This window comes from Cupriavidus sp. R6-3 (genome assembly GCF_059772245.1).
Window position 1 is genome coordinate 16,345 of sequence record NZ_JCBAJO010000032.1, and the last position, 18,575, is coordinate 34,919.

General features: G+C 68.6%; 18 protein-coding genes. 8 read left to right on the top strand and 10 right to left on the bottom strand.

Annotation, left to right across the window (positions count from 1 at the left end; translation table 11 throughout):
* The first annotated feature begins 325 nt into the window (after positions 1–325).
* A complete protein-coding gene (locus AC6EI8_RS08580; RefSeq protein WP_226107154.1) occupies positions 326–940 on the top strand; it encodes a glutathione S-transferase family protein in 615 nt (204 codons plus the stop codon).
* Between the two features lie 103 nt (positions 941–1,043).
* On the opposite strand, the gene mnmA is transcribed toward AC6EI8_RS08580, so the two are convergent.
* Both mnmA and AC6EI8_RS08590 read right to left on the bottom strand, forming a co-directional pair.
* On the bottom strand, positions 1,044–2,180 hold the full coding sequence (gene mnmA, locus AC6EI8_RS08585) for a tRNA 2-thiouridine(34) synthase MnmA (protein WP_262484825.1): 1,137 nt from the start codon (positions 2,178–2,180) through the stop codon (positions 1,044–1,046).
* Positions 2,177–2,680, bottom strand: coding sequence for an NUDIX hydrolase (locus AC6EI8_RS08590; protein WP_498381722.1), 504 nt, complete (start codon positions 2,678–2,680; stop codon positions 2,177–2,179). Before AC6EI8_RS08590 ends, mnmA begins: the two co-directional genes overlap by 4 nt.
* A 231-nt stretch (positions 2,681–2,911) precedes the next feature.
* Here AC6EI8_RS08590 and AC6EI8_RS08595 point away from each other — a divergent pair, with 231 nt between their 5' ends.
* The 7 genes from AC6EI8_RS08595 (at position 2,912) to AC6EI8_RS08625 (ending at position 8,914) form a co-directional block, all read left to right on the top strand.
* The gene (locus tag AC6EI8_RS08595) at positions 2,912–4,033 is read left to right on the top strand and encodes a Re/Si-specific NAD(P)(+) transhydrogenase subunit alpha (protein ID WP_149316648.1); all 1,122 of its coding nucleotides are present in this window, start codon (positions 2,912–2,914) and stop codon (positions 4,031–4,033) included.
* Between the two features lie 169 nt (positions 4,034–4,202).
* Positions 4,203–4,565, top strand: a complete 363-nt coding sequence (gene panD, locus AC6EI8_RS08600) for an aspartate 1-decarboxylase (protein ID WP_006577190.1) — start codon at positions 4,203–4,205, stop codon at positions 4,563–4,565.
* A gap of 66 nt (positions 4,566–4,631) precedes the next feature.
* On the top strand, positions 4,632–4,811 hold the full coding sequence (locus AC6EI8_RS08605; RefSeq protein WP_498381723.1) for a hypothetical protein: 180 nt from the start codon (positions 4,632–4,634) through the stop codon (positions 4,809–4,811).
* Entirely contained in the window at positions 4,771–5,796 is a 1,026-nt protein-coding gene (locus AC6EI8_RS08610; protein ID WP_498381724.1) for an HAD family hydrolase, read from the top strand. Before AC6EI8_RS08605 ends, AC6EI8_RS08610 begins: the two co-directional genes overlap by 41 nt.
* A 95-nt stretch (positions 5,797–5,891) precedes the next feature.
* Positions 5,892–6,224 carry an NAD(P) transhydrogenase subunit alpha part 2 gene (locus AC6EI8_RS08615; protein WP_150083394.1) on the top strand — a complete coding sequence of 111 codons (333 nt, stop codon included), beginning with the start codon at positions 5,892–5,894 and terminating at the stop codon, positions 6,222–6,224.
* Positions 6,221–7,684, top strand: a complete 1,464-nt coding sequence (locus tag AC6EI8_RS08620; RefSeq protein ID WP_149316645.1) for an NAD(P)(+) transhydrogenase (Re/Si-specific) subunit beta — start codon at positions 6,221–6,223, stop codon at positions 7,682–7,684. Before AC6EI8_RS08615 ends, AC6EI8_RS08620 begins: the two co-directional genes overlap by 4 nt.
* A gap of 192 nt (positions 7,685–7,876) precedes the next feature.
* Entirely contained in the window at positions 7,877–8,914 is a 1,038-nt protein-coding gene (locus AC6EI8_RS08625; RefSeq protein WP_006580100.1) for a response regulator, read from the top strand.
* A 72-nt stretch (positions 8,915–8,986) separates the two neighbouring features.
* Here AC6EI8_RS08625 and AC6EI8_RS08630 read toward each other — a convergent pair whose 3' ends face one another.
* The 8 genes from AC6EI8_RS08630 to dapB form a co-directional block, all read right to left on the bottom strand.
* Positions 8,987–10,243 carry a THUMP domain-containing class I SAM-dependent RNA methyltransferase gene (locus AC6EI8_RS08630; protein WP_150083395.1) on the bottom strand — a complete coding sequence of 419 codons (1,257 nt, stop codon included), beginning with the start codon at positions 10,241–10,243 and terminating at the stop codon, positions 8,987–8,989.
* A gap of 170 nt (positions 10,244–10,413) precedes the next feature.
* Positions 10,414–11,019, bottom strand: a complete 606-nt coding sequence (locus AC6EI8_RS08635) for a 2-hydroxychromene-2-carboxylate isomerase (protein ID WP_149316643.1) — start codon at positions 11,017–11,019, stop codon at positions 10,414–10,416.
* Between the two features lie 97 nt (positions 11,020–11,116).
* Complete coding sequence (locus tag AC6EI8_RS08640) at positions 11,117–11,539, bottom strand: CopD family protein (RefSeq protein WP_149316642.1); 423 nt, start codon at positions 11,537–11,539, stop codon at positions 11,117–11,119.
* Positions 11,540–11,563: 24 nt separating this feature from the next.
* Positions 11,564–12,844 carry a glutamate-5-semialdehyde dehydrogenase gene (locus tag AC6EI8_RS08645; protein ID WP_149316641.1) on the bottom strand — a complete coding sequence of 427 codons (1,281 nt, stop codon included), beginning with the start codon at positions 12,842–12,844 and terminating at the stop codon, positions 11,564–11,566.
* A 216-nt stretch (positions 12,845–13,060) separates the two neighbouring features.
* Positions 13,061–14,116, bottom strand: a complete 1,056-nt coding sequence (gene holA / locus AC6EI8_RS08650) for a DNA polymerase III subunit delta (RefSeq protein ID WP_150083397.1) — start codon at positions 14,114–14,116, stop codon at positions 13,061–13,063.
* Between the two features lie 67 nt (positions 14,117–14,183).
* Positions 14,184–14,690, bottom strand: coding sequence for an LPS-assembly lipoprotein LptE (locus AC6EI8_RS08655; protein WP_149316639.1), 507 nt, complete (start codon positions 14,688–14,690; stop codon positions 14,184–14,186).
* Positions 14,691–14,754: 64 nt separating this feature from the next.
* Positions 14,755–17,379, bottom strand: coding sequence for a leucine--tRNA ligase (leuS, locus tag AC6EI8_RS08660; protein WP_498381725.1), 2,625 nt, complete (start codon positions 17,377–17,379; stop codon positions 14,755–14,757).
* Between the two features lie 266 nt (positions 17,380–17,645).
* The gene (gene dapB / locus AC6EI8_RS08665) at positions 17,646–18,443 is read right to left on the bottom strand and encodes a 4-hydroxy-tetrahydrodipicolinate reductase (protein WP_498381726.1); all 798 of its coding nucleotides are present in this window, start codon (positions 18,441–18,443) and stop codon (positions 17,646–17,648) included.
* Positions 18,444–18,575 lie beyond the last annotated feature (132 nt).

The window sequence follows — 18,575 nt, forward strand, 5'->3', positions numbered from 1 at the left end:
CGATCCTGCGCGATCCTGCGCGATCCGGGGCGATCCGGCGCACCAGCCTGGCAGCCGGCGCTGGAAAGCCGCGATTTTACCACCGCCCTTCCCGCTGCGCCGCGCGATCGTCGTCAGTGTTGCGGGCAATCCCGCCGGCCCGCCGCTGCACGCCGGCGCCGTGCCGGAACGGCCGCCCGGGCGGTTATACTCGCCACGCCGAGCCAGTAGCCTGTTACGAAGTGCATCAAGGCAGACAGGACCCGCGCGCCACCGCCGGCGCACGAGGCCAGCCGCTCCATCGCGAAGCGCCCGATGCACTCCATAACGAGCTCAAGGGGAGAACATGAAGCTGTACGCATCGCAGACCAGCCCTTACGCGCGCAAGGTGCGCGTGGTGATGGCCGAGAAGAAGATCGACTATCAGCTGGTGGAAGTCGACGTGTGGTCGCCGGACACGGTGATCGGTCAATTCAATCCCCTCGGCAAGGTGCCCTGCCTGGTGATGGAAGACGGCGGCGCGGTGTTCGATTCGCGCGTGATCGTCGAGTACGTCGACACGCTGACGCCGGTCAGCCGCATGATCCCGCAGGGCAGCCGCGAGCGGCTCGAGGTGCGCTGCTGGGAAGCGCTGGCCGACGGCCTGCTCGACGCCGCGCTGCTGGCGCGTCTGGAACATACGCAGCGCGAGCCGGCCGAGCGCAGCGAGCGCTGGGTGCGCCGCCAGCTTGGCAAGATCGACGGCGCGCTGGTGGCGATGGCCAACGGCCTGGCCGACCGCACCTGGTGCGCCGGCAACCATTATTCGCTGGCCGACGTCGCGGTCGGCTGCGCGCTGTCCTATCTGGACTTCCGCTTCCCGGACATCGCCTGGCGCGAGCGCCATCCCAACCTGGTCGCCTTCCACGACAAGGTCAGCAAGCGCCAGTCGTTCATCGATACGGAGCCGCCGCGGGGCTGAGGATGACCGGGGTCACCGTGGCCACCGAGGTCGCTGTGGCCACCGTGAACCGTGGCGTCCGCAGCCACCGACACGCCGTCGCTGGAGGACGGCGTGCGCGGCATCACTGGATGATGCCGCCGCCCAGGCAGACCTCACCGTCGTACAACACCGCCGATTGCCCCGGCGTCACGGCCCATTGCGCTTCGTCGAAGCGCAGCTGCAGGTTGTCGGCATCGACCGCGTCGACGAGGCACGGGGCATCGCTCTGCCGATAGCGCGTCTTGGCGCTGAGCGCGGTGCCCGCGCGCGGCGCATCGCCGGCGACCCACGACAGGTCGGCCGCGCGCAGCGTCGGCGACAGCAGCCACGGATGATCGTGGCCCTGCACCACGTACAGCGTGTTCGACGCCATGTCCTTGCGCGCGACGTACCAGGCATCGCCGCTGCCGTCGCGGCTGCCGCCGAGGCCGATGCCCTTGCGCTGCCCCAGCGTGTAGAACGCCAGCCCGATATGCTCGCCGACGACCTTGCCGTCGGCCGTCTTCATCGGCCCCGGTTTGGTCGGCAGATAGCGATTCAGAAAATCCCGGAATGGGCGCTCGCCAATAAAGCAGATTCCGGTGGAATCCTTCTTCTTCGCGTTCGGCAGGCCGATTTCCGCGGCGATTTCGCGCACCTGGGTCTTCGGCAGCTCGCCCAGCGGAAACAGCGTGCGCGACAGCTGCGCCTGGTTCAAGCGGTGCAGGAAGTAGCTCTGGTCCTTGGTATGGTCCAGCGCCTTGAGCAGTTCGAAGCGGCCGTGCCCGCCCTGGCGCACGCGCGCATAGTGGCCGGTGGCGATGCGCTCGGCGCCGAGCGACATCGCATGGTCGAGGAAGGCCTTGAATTTGATCTCGGCGTTGCACAGCACGTCGGGATTGGGCGTGCGCCCGGCCGAATACTCGCGCAGGAAATCGGCGAACACGCGGTCCTTGTACTCGGCGGCGAAGTTGACCGCCTCGACGTCGACGCCGATCAGGTCGGCCACCGACACCACGTCGAGCCAGTCCTGGCGCGTCGAGCAGTACTCGCTGTCGTCGTCGTCCTCCCAGTTCTTCATGAACAGGCCGACCACCTCGTAGCCCTGCTGCTTGAGCAGCCAGGCGGTGACGGACGAGTCCACCCCGCCCGACATGCCGACCACGACGCGTTCGCCGCGGCCGATGCCGGGATTCAGTTCGGGGCGGGCCGAAGTGGCGGCGCTCGTGACGACGCTCATGGCAGCGCTCCCGGCATCAGCGCCGACGGATGCGTGTACAGCGCGTCGAGCGCGAAGCGCTTGCCGGCCAGATAGTCCTCGACGCAGGCCAGCACCAGCGGCGAGCGATGGCGCTCCGGGCAGGCGCGGATCTCGTCGGCACTGAGCCAGACCGTGCGCACGATGCCGGTATCGAGGGGGCGGCCGCTGTCGAGCGGACCCAGATCGCCGGTAAAGGCGAACCGCACATAGGTGATGTTGCCCTCGGGATGCTGGCCGGTCGGCGAGGTCACCGAGCCGGCCAGATAGCAGCCGAGCAGCGCACGCGGTTCGAAGCTGTGCGCGGTTTCTTCCAGCGTTTCGCGGATCACGGCGCGCACCAGGCTCTCGCCCGGGTCCAGATGGCCGGCCGGCTGATTCAGCTTCAGGCCGTCGCGGGTTTCTTCTTCGACCAGCAGGAAGCGGCCGCCGCGCTCGATCACGGCCGCCACGGTGACGCTGGTTTTCCAGTCTTGGGACATGATGCACAAGTTTTAGGCAATCCGGCATTCTACCGGCTGGCGCGCGGCGCTGCAGCGCCGCGGACCGCGCCCGGGCCTCGCGCCGAACGCACCTCGATCGCACCCATTGCCGGCAGATTCCTGTAAGCTGCGAAAAAATTGTGCGCTGCGCTGGACGGCGGCGCCCACAAACGAGCCCGGATGCCTGCCCGGCCGTAGCCCGGAGCGGCACCGCAACAGGAGAAGCTGACGATGCAGATCGGTATCCCGCTGGAGACACGGGCCGGCGAAGCGCGTGTCGCCGCCACCCCCGAGACCGTCAAGAAGTACGTCGCCCAGGGCCATCAGGTGCTCGTGCAGAGCGGTGCCGGTGTGCGTGCCAGCTGTCCGGACGCGGCCTACGAGGCGGCCGGCGCCAGCATCGTCGATGCGGCCCGCGCGTTCGGCGCCGAGCTCGTGTTGAAGGTCCGCTCCCCCGATCCGCAGGAACTGTCGCAGATTCGCCCCGGCGCCACGCTGGTCGGCATGCTCGATCCGTTCGACGCCGACAACAATGCGCGCATGGCCGCCGCCGGCATCGTCGCCTTCGCGCTCGAGGCCGCGCCGCGCACGACCCGCGCGCAAAGCATGGACGTGCTGTCCTCGCAGGCAAACATCGCCGGCTACAAGGCCGTGCTGGTCGCCGCCAACCACTATCAACGCTTCATGCCGATGCTGATGACCGCCGCCGGTACGGTCAAGGCCGCGCGCGTGCTGATTCTCGGCGCCGGCGTGGCCGGCCTGCAGGCGATCGCGACCGCCAAGCGGCTGGGCGCGGTGATCGAGGCCTCCGACGTGCGGCCCGCGGTCAAGGAACAGATCGAATCGCTGGGCGCGAAGTTTCTCGACGTGCCGTTCGAAACCGACGAGGAGCGCGAGATCGCGCAGGGCGTCGGCGGCTACGCGCGGCCGATGCCGGCCAGCTGGATGCAGCGCCAGGCCGCGCTGGTGCACGAGCGCGCGAAGCAGGCCGATATCGTCATCACGACCGCGCTGATCCCCGGACGACGCGCGCCGGTGCTGCTGAAGGAAGAGACCGTGCAGGCGATGAAGCCGGGCTCGGTGGTGGTCGACCTGGCCGCCGCGCAAGGCGGCAACTGCCCGCTGACCGTGGCGGACGAGGTCGTCGAGCGCCATGGCGTGACGCTGGTCGGCTACACCAATCTGGCCAGCATGGTCGCGGCCGATGCCTCCGCGCTGTACGCGCGCAACGTGCTCGACTTCCTCAAGCTGATCGTCGACAAGGACGGCAAGCTGACAATCAACCCGGAAGACGATATTGTCGCGGCCTGCCTGATCAGCAAGGACGGCGCGCTGGCCCGCCAGGCCGCCTGAGCGGCCGCCGGATCGGCGCTGCCTGTGCGATCGGCGCGCCGGCAGCGCCAACCCTCCAGATCGATTCAAACCGGATTCAACCCGCGCCCATCCCGGGCGCGTTTTCACGGTGCCGCGGCCACCCGTTCGAGCCGTCGCGGCGCCAGCATCAACGAAGGAAAGCAACACCATGCAACGCATCATTCTGCGCGCCAAGCTGCATCGCGTCACCGTGACGCAGGCGGACCTGCACTACGAGGGTTCGTGCGGCATCGACGAGGATCTGCTCGACGCGGCGGACATGAAGGAGTACGAGAAGATCGAGCTCTACAACGTCAACAACGGCGAGCGTTTCTCGACCTACATCATCAAGGGCAAGCGCGGCACCGGCGAGATCTCGCTGAACGGCGCCGCCGCGCGCCGGGCCCATCTGGGCGACCACCTGATCATCTGCACCTACGCGCCGATGAGCGATGCGGAACTGGCCGACTACAAGCCGAAGATCGTGCTGGTCGACGACAACAACCGCATCAAGGAAATCAAGAAGGTGTGATCCCATGATCGCCGCGCGCAGGCAGTCTCGCCCGCAGTCCCGGCATGCCGACGGTGGCCCTGGCGCATGGCGCCGCTGGCTCATCGTTGTCGTGGCGGCGGGCTGTGCGGCCTGCGCCGGCGTATCGGCACCCAGTACGGCACCCAGTACGGCACCCGTTACGGCACCCGTTACGGCACCAGCTGCGGCGCCGGTTACGGCCCCGGTGTCGGCGTCCGATTCGACGCCGGCATCGCCATCGCCTGACGGCGGTGCCCCGCCTGCTGCGGCCACGGCCGACCCGCTACCCTCCTGGCGCGATGGCGCCGCCAAGCAGGCGATCCTGCGCTTCGTGCGCGACACCACCACCCCGGGCGGCCCCGACTTCATCGCCCCGGCCGACCGCATCGCCATCTTCGACAACGACGGCACGCTGTGGCGCGAGGACCCGCGCGCCGAGCTGCTGTTCGTCGCGCATCTCGCGCGAGCGCGCACCGACGCCGATCCGACGCTCGGCGCGCAAAGCCCCTACCGCGAATTCCTCGCCGATCCGCGCGGCTATCTGCAGCGCGGCGACACCGCGGCGCTGCAGCTGCTGCACGCGGTGTACGGCAACACCGCGGTCGAATCGTTCCAGGACGAGGCGCGGCGCTTTCTCGCCGTCGCCCGCCATCCCCGCAGCCGCGCGCCGCTGCGCGACGGCATCTACCAGCCGATGCTGGAATTGCTCGGCTTGCTGCGCGCGCAGGGCTACCAGACCTGGCTGTGCGCGGGTTCCACCGCCGACTTCATGCGCGCCTTCGCCGCCGACTACTACGGCATCGCGCCGCAGCAGGTGATCGGCTCGCGGTTGGCGCTGCGCTTTCGCGAGACGGCGCAGGGCAACGCCGTCTGGCGCGAGCCGCGCGTCGACAGCTTCAACGACAAAGAGAACAAGCCCGCCAATATCGCGCTGCAGATCGGCAAGCGTCCGGTGTTTGCCGCCGGCAATGTCGGCGGCGCAGGCGATATCGCAATGCTGGCCTACAGCCAGGGACGGCGCGGGCCGTCGTTCCAGCTGTTGATCGACCATGACGACGCGCAGCGCGAGTCCGCCTACACCGAGCCGGATGGCGCCTCGCTGAAGGCCGCCGCCGCGCACCGCTGGACCGTGGTCAGCATGCGGCGCGACTGGGAACGCGTGTTCGTGGCGCCGTCGGCGCCAGGCCGGGCACTGGCCGGCCAGCCAATGGCGAGGCCGGCCGCGCCGTAACGCGGAACTGTGCGGAAAAGCTGCGCGGGAAACCGCGGGCGCAACTGCGCTGGGAAGAGCGGACAACCGAATTCAAGCAACGGGAGGAGAAGTCGATGGAGATGGTGAACCACACGGTGATCAACCTGATCATCTTCGTGCTGGCGATCTACGTGGGCTACCACGTGGTCTGGACGGTCACGCCGGCGCTGCATACCCCGCTGATGGCGGTCACCAACGCGATCTCGGCGATCATCATCGTCGGCGCGATGCTGGCCGCCGGGCTGACCGAGGGCGGCGTCGGCCGCGCGATGGGCACGCTCGCCGTGGCCCTGGCCGCGGTCAACGTGTTCGGCGGCTTCCTGGTGACCCAGCGCATGCTGGAGATGTTCAAGAAGAAGGAGCCGAAGAAGGCCGCGCAGGCCGCCAGCAAGGAGGGCGCGCAATGAGCATGAACGTCGTCACGCTGCTCTACCTGGTGGCCTCGGTCTGCTTCATCCAGGCCTTGAAGGGGCTCTCGCATCCGGCCACCGCGCGCCGCGGCAATGCCTTCGGCATGATCGGCATGGCGATCGCCGCGCTGACCACCGTCGCGCTGATCGTCAAGCTGAAGAACGAGTTCCTGGCCGCCGGCATCGGCCAGTCGTCGATCGGCACCGGCCTGGGCCTGATCCTCGCCGGACTGGTGGTCGGCGGCGGCATCGGCGCCTACGTCGCGAAGAAGGTCGAGATGACCAAGATGCCGGAACTGGTCGCGGCGATGCACTCGCTGATCGGCCTGGCCGCGGTCTTCATCGCCATCGCGGCGGTGGCCGAACCGGCGGCCTTCGGCATCACGGCGGCCGGCTCGCACGAGATCCCGCTGGGCAACCGCATCGAGCTGTTCATCGGCTGCTTCGTCGGCGCGATCACGTTCTCGGGCTCGGTGATCGCCTTCGGCAAGCTGGCCGGGCGCTACAAGTTCCGGCTGTTCCAGGGCGCGCCGGTGGTGTTCTCGGGCCAGCACTGGCTGAACCTGGCGCTGGCGGTCGCGATGGTCGGCTTCGGCATCGCCTTCTTCATGACGCAGCAGTGGCTGCCCTTCCTGGTGATGCTGGCGATCGCCTTCGTGCTCGGCGTGCTGATCATCATCCCGATCGGCGGCGCCGACATGCCGGTGGTGGTGTCGATGCTGAACTCGTACTCGGGCTGGGCGGCGGCGGGCATCGGCTTTTCGCTGAACAATCCGATGCTGATCATCGCCGGCTCGCTGGTGGGCTCCTCCGGTGCGATCCTGTCGTACATCATGTGCCGGGCGATGAACCGCTCGTTCTTCAACGTGATCCTGGGTGGCTTCGGCGGCGAGGCGAGCAGCGCGGCCGCGGCGGGCTCGCAGGCGCAGCGCAACGTCAAGTCGGGCTCGCCGGACGACGCGGCCTTCCTGATGGGCAATGCCGAGACCGTGATCATCGTGCCCGGCTACGGCCTGGCGGTGGCGCGCGCCCAGCATGCGCTCAAGGAGCTGACCGAGATGCTGTCCGAGAAGGGCGTCACGGTGAAGTACGCGATCCACCCGGTGGCGGGCCGCATGCCGGGCCACATGAACGTGCTGCTGGCCGAGGCCGAAGTGCCGTACGACCAGGTCTTCGAGATGGAGGACATCAACAGCGAGTTCGGCCAGGCCGACGTGGTGCTGGTGCTCGGCGCCAACGACGTGGTCAACCCGGCGGCCAAGACCGACCCGAACTCGCCGATCGCCGGCATGCCGATCCTCGAGGCCTACAAGGCCAAGACCATCATCGTCAACAAGCGTTCGATGGCAGCCGGCTATGCCGGGCTGGACAACGAGCTGTTCTACATGGACAAGACGATGATGGTGTTCGGCGACGCCAAGAAGGTGGTCGAGGACATGGTCAAGGCGGTCGCCTGACCGGGGCGGTCTCGCCCGGAAATCGCGTCCCGCCGGCCCCCCTCCAGGGCCGGTTGCACCCCCGCTCCGGCGCGCTATACTGGCCCTCGGCCGCGGGGGCCGGCATGCGCCGGCCATCGCGGCCCTGGCGCCGGCCCCGCGTTCCCTGCTGCAGGCCGGACCCGCTTCTCGCCTCCCGGGGTCGCACGCGACATGACATTCAATCCGCAGGACAGGCATCTGCCGGTCTTCCAACATCCGATCCTGACCGTGCTGGTCGACGACAGCCGTTCCTTCATGGACAGCCTCGTCTTCCAGATGGACCGGACCCGCCCGGTGGTCACCTTCACCGACCCGCGCGAGGCGCTGCAGTGGATCCGCGAGGCCTACACCACGCGCTTCACCGGCTTCCTGCCGGTGCGCGTCACGCACGACGATCTGACCTTCCTGACCGAGCGCCGCACGGTGCAGCTCGATATCGACCGCATCCACCGGCAGATCCACGACATCCACCGCTTCGTGCAGCCGGGCGTGATCGTGGTCGACTATTCGATGCCGCAGATGGACGGGCTCGAGTTCTGCCGCGCGCTGCAGGACCTGCCGTGCAAGACCATCCTGCTGACCGGCACCGCCGACGAAGGGGTCGCGGTACAGGGCTTCAACCACGGCCTGATCGACCGCTACGTCAAGAAGCACGACAGCAATATGGTCGAGCGGCTGGACCAGGAGATCGACGCGCTGCAGCAGCAGTACTTCACCACGCTGTCGCACACGCTGCGCGACCTGCTGACGCGGCACTCGTTCTCGTTCCTGTCCGATGCCGCGATGGCCGAGCGCGTGCGCCAGCTGGCGGCGCGCTACGGCTTCGTCGAGTACTACCTGTACCCGAACCCCGCCGGCATCCTGCTGCTGACCGCGCAGGGACAGGCCACGCTGATGGTGATCGAAACGCGCACGAGCCTCGCCAGCCAGGTCGAGTCGGCCGAGGCCTACGACGCGCCCGCGGCGCTGACCGAAGGCCTGCGCGAAGGCCGCATCGTGCCGTTCTTCTGGCCCGGCAACGGCATGTACACGCCGGCCTGCGTCGACTGGGAGCAGTACTGCCTGCCGGCCGAACGCGTCGAGGGCCGCGAGGAATTCCTGTACGCGCTGTTCGACCTGCCCCGCCATCTGCTCGACGAGCCGGTGGTCAGCTTCCGGACCTTCCTGACGGAATTCGAGCGCAACGAGGGAAGCCTGACGGGGCGTTGAGCGTCACGCCGGTCCACTCCCTCTCCCGCTGGCCGAAGCCCGGTTGGGGGAGCGCGAGGACGCCCTCGCTTTCTACGACTGCGCCCGGTTGCCGCCCTTCACCATCTCGAAGCGGAACAGCCGGCATTCGATATTGCCGTTGTAGAGCGGCACGCGCCGCGATTCCTTCAGCCGCAGCCGGCGCGGCAGCGACAGGTCGCCGGTGAAGATCCAGGCCTCCCAGCCCGAGAAATGCTGCTTCAGCGTGGTCGCGAACGCGCTGGCGAACTGGTTGGCGGCGGCCTCCTCGGCGCTGTCCACCGGCGCCTCGTCGAACGCCGGCCGGCGCTGGCCGCGCACAGCGATCCGCTCGCCATAGGGCGGGTTCAGCAGCAGCAGGCCCGGTTCGGCGAACGGCGGCTGCACGTGGCGCGCGTCGACCTGCTTGGCCCGCAACTCGCCCGGCAGGCCCGCACGCTGCCAGTTGGCGCTGGCCATCGCCAGCATGTCCGTCGAGATATCGCTGCCGGCAATGGCCAGGTCCGCCGGCGCGGCGGCCGCGGCGCGCTGGCTCGCGGCCTGGGCCTCGCTCTTGAGCGCCTTCCAGGGCTTCAGGTTGATTCCCTTGAGCCATTCGAAGGCGAAGCTGCGCGCCGCGCCCGGGGCCAGCCCGAGCGCGACCTGCGCCGCCTCGACCAGGAACGTGCCGCTGCCGCACATCGGGTCGTAGAAAGGCCGCGAGGTCTTGCCCGGCGTCCAGCCGGCCAGCCGCAGGATGCCGGCGGCCAGGTTCTCCTTCAGCGGCGCCTCGCCCTTTTCCATGCGCCAGCCGCGCTTGAACAGCGGCTCGCCGGTGGTGTCCAGGTACAGCGTGCAGTCGTGCTCGGTCAGATGCGCGTAGATCCGTACGTCGGGGCTGGCGGTGTCGACGCTGGGCCGCGCACCGAGGCGCTCGCGCATCGCGTCGCAGACGCCGTCCTTGACCCGCAGCGCGGTGAAGTTCAGGCTGCGCAGCGGCGAGCGGTGCGCGGTCAGCTCGATCTTGATGGTCTCGTCCGGCCCGAACCACTGGTCCCAGCGCTGCGTGCGCGCCAGCTCGTAGATATCGTCCTCGTGGCGGTAGCCGCGGGCGGCAACCCGCAGCAGCACGCGGCTGGCGATGCGCGAATGCAGATTGACCGCATAGGCGGCCGCCATGTCGCCGGAGAAGCTGACGCCGCCAGGCACCTCGCGATGGACGTCGAACGGTGCGAGGGCATCCACATCGGGCCGCACGGCGATCTCGCGCAGCTCGTCGGCGAGCGCGCTCTCGAGGCCGCGCGGGCAGGGGGCGAAGAAGGCTTGGGTCATCACAGCGGTCCGGCAAAAAGGGGGCGCGAACGGGTCGCAAAGGTCGCGAACGGTCGCAACGGGTCAAATCAACAGCAGGCGAAACGGGGCAACCGCTTCAAACAAAAACGTCCGCCGTGGCGGACTGCAGGCGCCGGCGCCAGCCCCGGGCCGGACCGGCAGGACCGCGCTCAGGCGGCCGCCAGCGCGCGATCGAGAAAGTCGAGCCGGTCCTGGCCCCAGTACGGCTGGCCGTCGTAGACGTACCAGGGCGCGCCGAACACGCCGGCCGAGATCGCATCCTGGGTATGGCGCGCGTATTCCTCCTGCACGCCCTGCCCTTCGCTGGCCTTCAACAGCGCCGCGCCATCGAGGTCCAGGCGGTCGGCCAGCTCGGCCAGCGTGGCGGCATCGGCGATATTACGCTCCTCCGCCCACAGCGCCCGGCCGATCGCACCGAGCAGCGCCATCGCGCGCGCCGTGCCATGGGCCAGCCGCGCCGCGATGATCAGCCGGCTGGCGGCGTCGCCCGAGACCGGAAAGTATTTGGGCTCCAGATCGAGCGGCACGCCGAGGTAGTCGCGCCAGCGCGCCAGTTCAACCAGCCGGTAGGCCTGGCGCTGCGGCGGCCGCTGGGCCAGCGGCAGGCCGCCCGAGGTCGCGAACACCTTGCCCAGGTCGCAGGGCTTCAGATTGACCTGCGCGCCATGGCGGGCCGCGATCTCGGTAAAGCGCGCGTGGCCGAGGTAGACGTACGGCGACTGCGGCGAGAAGTAGTAGTCGATCTGCTTGCTCATCGGTTCCTCGGGGTAGGTTCAGGCGGGGGAATTCAGGGGCGTTGCGGCCGATCCAGGCAATGCCGAGGGTTCGGCCATGCCGCCCGACATGGAGGCGTCAGAACGGCTTGACCACCACCAGCACCACGATCGCCAGCAGCACCAGCACCGGCAGTTCGTTGAACCAGCGGTAGAAGCGATGCGAGCGCGTATTGCGTCCGGCCTCGAATTTGCGCAGCAGCACCGCGCAGCCATGGTGATAACCGAGCAGCACCAGCACCAGCGCCAGCTTGGCATGCATCCAGCCCTGTCCCGGCCCGCGCCCGATGCCATAGCCCAGATAGAGCCACAGCCCGAACGCCAGCGCGGGGATCGCCAGCATCGTCATGAAGCGCAGCAGCTTGCGCGCCATCGCCAGCAGCCGCGCCACCGCGGCGGGATCGGTCTCCATCGCCAGATTGACGAAGATGCGCGGCAGGTAGAACAGCCCCGCGAACCAGGAGACCACGAAGACGATATGCAGCGATTTGACCCAGAGCATCGGCGATCCGTATGACCCGGTGATTTACGTGCGAACTTCGCCGTGGCCGAACACCACGTACTTCAGCGAGGTCAGCCCTTCGAGGCCGACCGGGCCGCGTGCGTGCAGCTTGTCGTTCGAGATGCCGATCTCCGCGCCGAGTCCGTACTCGAAGCCGTCCGCAAAACGCGTCGACGCGTTGATCATCACGCTGGCCGAATCGACCTCGCGCAGGAAGCGCATGCCGGCCGAATAGTTCTCGGTGACGATCGAATCGGTGTGGGCCGAGCCGTAGGTGTTGATGTGGGCGATCGCCTCGTCGAGGCCGGACACGGTGCGGATCGCCAGCACCGGCGCCAGGTATTCGAGGCGCCAGTCTTCCTCGGTCGCATCGACCAGGCCTTCGATGCCTGCGGCTTCCAGCGTGGCGCGCGTGGCCGGGCAGACCCGCAGCTCGACACCCTTCTGCTGATAGATCGTGCACAGCGGCGGCAGTACGCGCGCGGCAATCGACTCGGCCACCAGCAGCGTTTCCATCGTATTGCACGGCGCGTAGCGCTGCGTCTTGGCGTTGTCGCAGATGCGCACCGCCTTGTCGAGGTCGGCGTCGCCGTCGACATAGACATGGCAGATGCCGTCCAGATGCTTGATCATCGGCACGCGCGCCTCTTCCATCAGCCGCGCGATCAGGCTCTTGCCGCCGCGCGGCACGATCACGTCGACATACTCGGTCATCGTGATCAGGCGCCCGACCGCGGCGCGGTCGGTGGTCTCGATGACCTGCACCGCCTCGGCCGGCAGCCCGGCCTCGGCCAGGCCCTCGGCGACCAGCCTGGCCAGCGCGGTATTCGATTCGATGGCTTCCGAGCCGCCGCGCAGGATGGTCGCGTTGCCCGACTTCAGGCACAGCGCCGCTGCGTCGATGGTCACATTGGGGCGCGACTCGTAGATGATGCCGATCACGCCAAGCGGCACGCGCATCTGGCCGACCTGGATGCCGGTCGGCCGGTATTTCATGTTGCCGATCTCGCCGATCGGATCGGGCAGCGCGGCAATCTGTTCCAGTCCGGCGGCCATGGTGGCGATGGCCTTGTCCGACAGCGTCAGTCGATCGACGAAGGCGGCGTCCTGGCCGTTGGCGCGGGCGCGCTCGACATCGCGCGCATTGACGGCCTTCAGCTGCTCGGCGTCGCGGCGGATCGCGGCGGCGATGGTCAGCAGCGCGCGGTTCTTGTCGGCGGTGGAGGCGCGCGCCATCGCGCGCGACGCGGCGCGGGCCTGGCGGCCGACGCGGTCCATGTACTGGTAGAGGTCGAGCTGGTTCATATCGGTGGCCGGTCAGTGCGGCCTGGCAATCTTGTATTTGGCGGGCGCGCTGCGGGCGGCGCGACGTCGCGGGTTCCGGCGGCGCGGCCGCAGCGTTGGGGCAGATCAGCGTGCCGTTCTTCCGCGCAATGGTGAGCGCAAGATGGTCAGCGCAAGATGGTCAGCGAAACATCGTCAGCGCCAAACCATCAGCCCGACATCGTCAGCCCGAAGCCATCAGCGCGCGATCATCAGCGCCAGCTGCAGCAGGCCGTCCCACGGCTCGGCCGGCATGCCGTCGACGCGCAGGCCCTTGGTCTGCCGGTCCAGCTTCGCGGCCATCGCCAGCGCGGCCTCGAGCCGCTCGGTGGACAGCCGCTGCGCGGCCTGCGGCACCAGCTTCTCGCGCGGTCCCCAGATGCGCAGCTCGCGGGTCAGCACGCCCATCGGCTTGCCGCCGGCCAGCCCCTGCCGGACCTTGGATAATACGCGAATTTCCTCGGTCAGCGCCCACAGCACCAGCACCGTGGCCTCGCCCTCGCCGCGCAGTCCTTCAAGCATCCGCACCAGCCGCGGCACGTCGCCGCCGAGCATCGCCTCGGACAGCTTGAACACGTCGTAGCGGGCGACATTGAGCACCGCGTCGTGGACCTGGTCGAAGGTCAGCACGCCGGCGGGATACAGCAGGCCGAGCTTCTGGATTTCCTGATGGGCGGCCAGCAGGTTGCCCTCGACCTTGTCCGCGATGAACTGCAGCGCGCGGCGGCCCGGTTCGCCCGGCTCCACGCGCTGGTTCTGCAGCGCCAGCCGTTCGCCGACCCAGGCCGGCAGCCGGGTGCGATCGACGCTGTCGACCTTGATCGAGACGCCGGCGCCTTCGAGGGCCTGGAACCAGGCGGACTTCGACGCGGCAAAATCCAGCCGCGGCAGCGTGATCAGCATCACCAGATCGGAGGCGACCGGCGAAGCCGACAGCTGCGCCGCGACAGCGCGCAGCACCTCGCCGCCTTCCTTGCCGGGCTTGCCGGACGGAATGCGCAGCTCGACGATCTTGCGGTCGCCGAACAGCGACATCGACTGCTGGGCCTCGAGCAGCTGGCTCCACTGGAAGCCGCGCTCGGACACCAGCACGTCGCGCTCGCTGTAGCCGGCCGCGCGCGCGGCCTGGCGCAGGCGATCGACCGCTTCGAGCACCAGCAGATGCTCGTCGCCGTGCACCACGTACAGCGGCGCCAGCCCGCGCGCCTGGGCCTGGCGCAGGTGACCGTCGAGAGCGTCGAGCTTGAGCTGCATCCGGTGGTGGTATTCGCCTGTCCTGGCTGTCTTGGCTGTCGTACCTGGGCGCGCTGCGTGCGCGGCCTCAGGCGGGCTTGGCGGCGGCGAGCCGGCGCATCAGCTGCTGCACGATGTCGCGCTGCATGTCGCGGTACAGCTGCTCTTCCTCGTAGCCCTTGGCCAGCGCGTTGGCCTCGTTGTAGGTCAGGTCGCGGAACAGCACCATCTGCGACGGCGCGATCATCTCGCGGCCGGCCGCATCGCGCAGCCGGAACGTGAAGCGCTGCGTCAGCCGGTATTCGCGCACGACGCCCGCCGTCGTGATCGACAGCACGGTCTTGGTGCGGCTGTCCTCGAGCACGTCGAGCAGCGCGTCGGCCTGCTTGGGATCGGTGACGACGATGGTGTCGGAACCGCCCTGGATGGCGCGCGTCAGTTCGGCGCCCATCAGCGAGTTCTTCGGGATGCCGACATACAGCCGCTTGAAGGCGAAGTCCGAGCTGCCGCGCAGATGGAAGCCGCAGCCGGCCAGCGCACCGGCGGCCAGCAGCGCGGCCAGCACGGCGCGGCGATTCGGGTTCGGTCTAGTCATGGCGCGATTCCTTTGATTGGGTCGATGGCGCGGCGGCGGGATGCCATTGCGGTGGCGGCCCGCCTCAGATCACCACATTGACCAGGCGGCCGGGCACCACCACGATCTTCTTCGGCGCGGCGCCCGCGGCGAACTTGGCGACGGTCTCGCTGGCGGCGGCCATCGCCTCGATCGCGGCGCGGTCGGCATCGGCGGGCACCGTCAGGCTGCCCCGCACCTTGCCGTTGACCTGCAGCACCAGTTCGATCTCGCTCTGCACCAGCGCGGCCTCGTCGACCTGCGGCCACGGCGCATCGAGCAGGTCGCCATGCGCGGCGGCGTAGCCCAGTTCCTGCCACAGCACGTGGGTGATGTGCGGCACCACCGGGTACAGCACGCGCAGCAGGATGCCGAAGCCCTCGCGGCGCGCGGCCGGCGACGCCGACTTGGCATCTTCCAGCGCGTTGAGCATCTTCATCGCGGCGGACACCACGGTGTTGTACTGGATGCGCTGGTAGTCGTAGTTGGCCTGGCGCAGCACGCCATGCACGTCGCGGCGCAGCGCGCGGTCGGCGTCGACGGTCTCGCCGCCGGCACCGGCGGCACGGATCGCCTCGGCGTTCGCCTGCCCATAGGCCCAGACCCGGCGCAGGAAGCGCGAGGCACCCTCGACGCCGGAACTGCTCCACTCGAGCTGCTGCTCGGGCGGCGCGGCGAACATCGTGAACAGGCGCGCGGTATCGGCGCCGTACTGGTCGATCAGCGCCTGCGGGTCGATGCCGTTGTTCTTGGACTTCGACATCTTCTCGACGCCGCCGATCTCGACCGGCTGGCCGTCGGCCTTCAGCGTGGCGCCGACCGGGCGGCCGCGCTCGTCGGTCCTGACGTCGACGTCGGCCGGATTGAACCAATGCTTCTTGCCGTTCGCGTCCTCGCGATAGTACGTCTCGTTCAGCACCATGCCCTGCGTCAGCAGGTTGGTGAACGGCTCGCCGAACTTGACCAGGCCGAGGTCGCGCATCACCTTGGTCCAGAAGCGCGCGTACAGCAGGTGCAGGATCGCGTGTTCGATGCCGCCGATGTACTGGTCCATCGGCATCCAGTAATCGTTGCGCGCATCGACCATCGTGTCCGCGTCCGGGCAGGTATAGCGCATGTAGTACCAGCACGAGTCGATGAACGTGTCCATCGTGTCGGTCTCGCGCCGGGCCGGCTTGCCGCAGGACGGGCACGTGCATTCGAGGAAGCGCGGGTCCTTGGCCAGCGGGTTGCCGCTGCCGTCCGGCACCAGGTCCTCCGGCAGCACCACCGGCAGGTCCATCTCGGGCACCGGCACCACGCCGCAGCTGTCGCAATGGATCAGCGGGATCGGCGTGCCCCAGTAGCGCTGGCGCGAAATGCCCCAGTCGCGCAGGCGCCAGGTCACCTTCTTCTCGCCCAGGCCCTTGGCCGCCAGGTCGGCGGCGATCGCGTCCACCGCGGCGCGATGGTGCAGGCCATCGTAGTGGCCGCTATGGATGCAGCGGCCATGTTCCTTGTCGGCGTACCAGTCCTGCCAGGCCTCGGTCGAGAACGGCTGGCCCTTGACGTCGATGACCTGCTTGATCGGCAGGCCGTACTTGCGCGCAAAGGCGAAGTCGCGCTCGTCGTGCGCAGGCACGCCCATCACCGCGCCGTCGCCGTAGGTCATCAGCACGTAGTTGCCGACCCAGACGTCGACCGGCTCGCCGGTCAGCGGGTGCACGACCTTCAGACCGGTCGGCATGCCCTTCTTTTCCATGGTCGCCATGTCGGCTTCCATCACCGAGCCGCGCTTGCACTCGTCGATGAAGGCGGCCAGCTCGGGATTGGTCGAGGCGGCGTGCGTGGCCAGCGGGTGCTCGGCCGCGACCGCGCAGAAGGTCACGCCCATGATGGTGTCGGCGCGCGTGGTGAACACGTACAGCTTGCCGCCGCCGATCAGTTCGCCGTCGTCGCCGACGATCGCGTGCGGGAAGGCGAAGCGCACGCCCTCGCTCTTGCCGATCCAGTTCTGCTGCATCACCTTGACGCGCTCGGGCCAGCCCAGGCCCTCCAGCTCGCCCAGCAGCTCCTCGGCGTACTGCGTGATGCCGAGGTAGTACATCGGAATCTCGCGCTTCTCGACCACCGCCCCCGAGCGCCAGCCGCGGCCGTCGATCACCTGCTCGTTGGCCAGCACGGTCTGGTCCACCGGGTCCCAGTTGACGGTGCCGGTCTTGCGGTAGGCGATGCCCTTCTCCAGCATCTTCAGGAACAGCCACTGGTTCCAGCGGTAGTAGTTAGGATCGCAGGTGGCGACCTCGCGCGACCAGTCGATCGCCAGGCCCATCGACGCCATCTGCTTCTTCATGTATGCGATGTTGTCGTAGGTCCAGGCCGCCGGCGCCACGCGGTTGTTGATCGCGGCGTTCTCGGCCGGCATGCCGAAGGCGTCCCAGCCCATCGGCATCAGTACGTTATGCCCGTTCATGCGCAGGTAGCGCGCCATCACGTCGTTGATGGTGTAGTTGCGCACGTGCCCCATATGGAGCTTGCCCGACGGATACGGCAGCATCGAGCAGGCGTAGAACTTGGGCTTCTCCTTGCCGTCGGGGCCCACCGCGTGCTCGTCGACGCGATAGGCGTCAATGGCTTGCCAGTGCTGGCGGGCGGATTCTTCGACTTCGGCGGGGAGGTATTTGTCTTGCATGGTTGGGACAGCGGCGCGCGCGCGGCGCACCAGCGATGTGGAATCTGGCAGCGGTTGGGGGCACGCCAGCCGTTGGCGGCGTGCGGGAAACGCCGATTATAACCGGCGGTGGGCCGCGGAAACGGCCTGCGCGCGCGGCCTTGGGGACGGCAGGCGCGGCCGGGCAGGCTGCGCGTCGTACTTCAGGCCCGCTGGCTTCAGGGCTGCCTACTTCGCGCGTGCCAACTTCCGGCCCGCTTGCTTCAGGCGTACTGACGTCGGGCCAGTTACTTGAGCCCCAGCACGTCCTGCATGTCGAACATCCCGTTCGGCTTGTCCGCCAGGAAGCGGGCGGCGCGCACCGCGCCGTCGGCATACGACTGGCGGCTAGAGGACTTGTGCGTGATCTCGATGCGCTCGCCGATGCCGGCGAACAGCACGGTGTGGTCGCCGACGATATCGCCGCCGCGCACCGTGGCAAAGCCGATCGAATTCGGATCGCGCGGGCCGGTATGGCCTTCGCGGGCGAACACGCCGCAGGTCTTCAGGTCGCGGCCGAGCGCCTCGGCGATGATCTCGCCCATCTTCAGCGCGGTGCCCGAGGGCGCATCGACCTTGTGGCGATGGTGCGCCTCGATGATTTCAATGTCGTAGCCGGAGGACAGCATCTTCGCCGCGACCTCCAGCAGCTTGAAGGTCGCGTTGACGCCGACGCTCATATTGGCGGCGAAGACCACGCCGATCGACTGCGCGGCCTCGGCCAGCGCGGCCTTGCCGGCGTCGTCGAAGCCGGTGGTGCCGATCACCATCTTGACGCCGAGCCGGCGCGCCACCTGCAGGTGGGCCAGCGTGCCTTCGGGACGGGTGAAGTCGATCAGGCAGTCGGCGCCGGACAGCGCGGCCTCGACGTCCGAGGTGATCCTGACACCGGTTTCGCGCCCGAGGAACAGGCCCGCGTCCTGCCCCAGCGCGGCCGCGCCGGGCACGTCGAGCGCGCCGGCCAGCGTCACGCCCTCCGCGTTCAGCACATATTCGATCAACATGCGGCCCATGCGGCCGGAGGCCCCGGCAATAGCGAGTTTCATGGCGAGTCGGTTCCCCGGAAAGAAATCAGGCGAATAACAGTGAAGTCAGGACAGGAGGACAAGGCACGACGCCGGCGCTGCGTGGGAAGGCCACGCCCAGGCGTGGCTTGACGGTCCTCACCGCGCGACGGC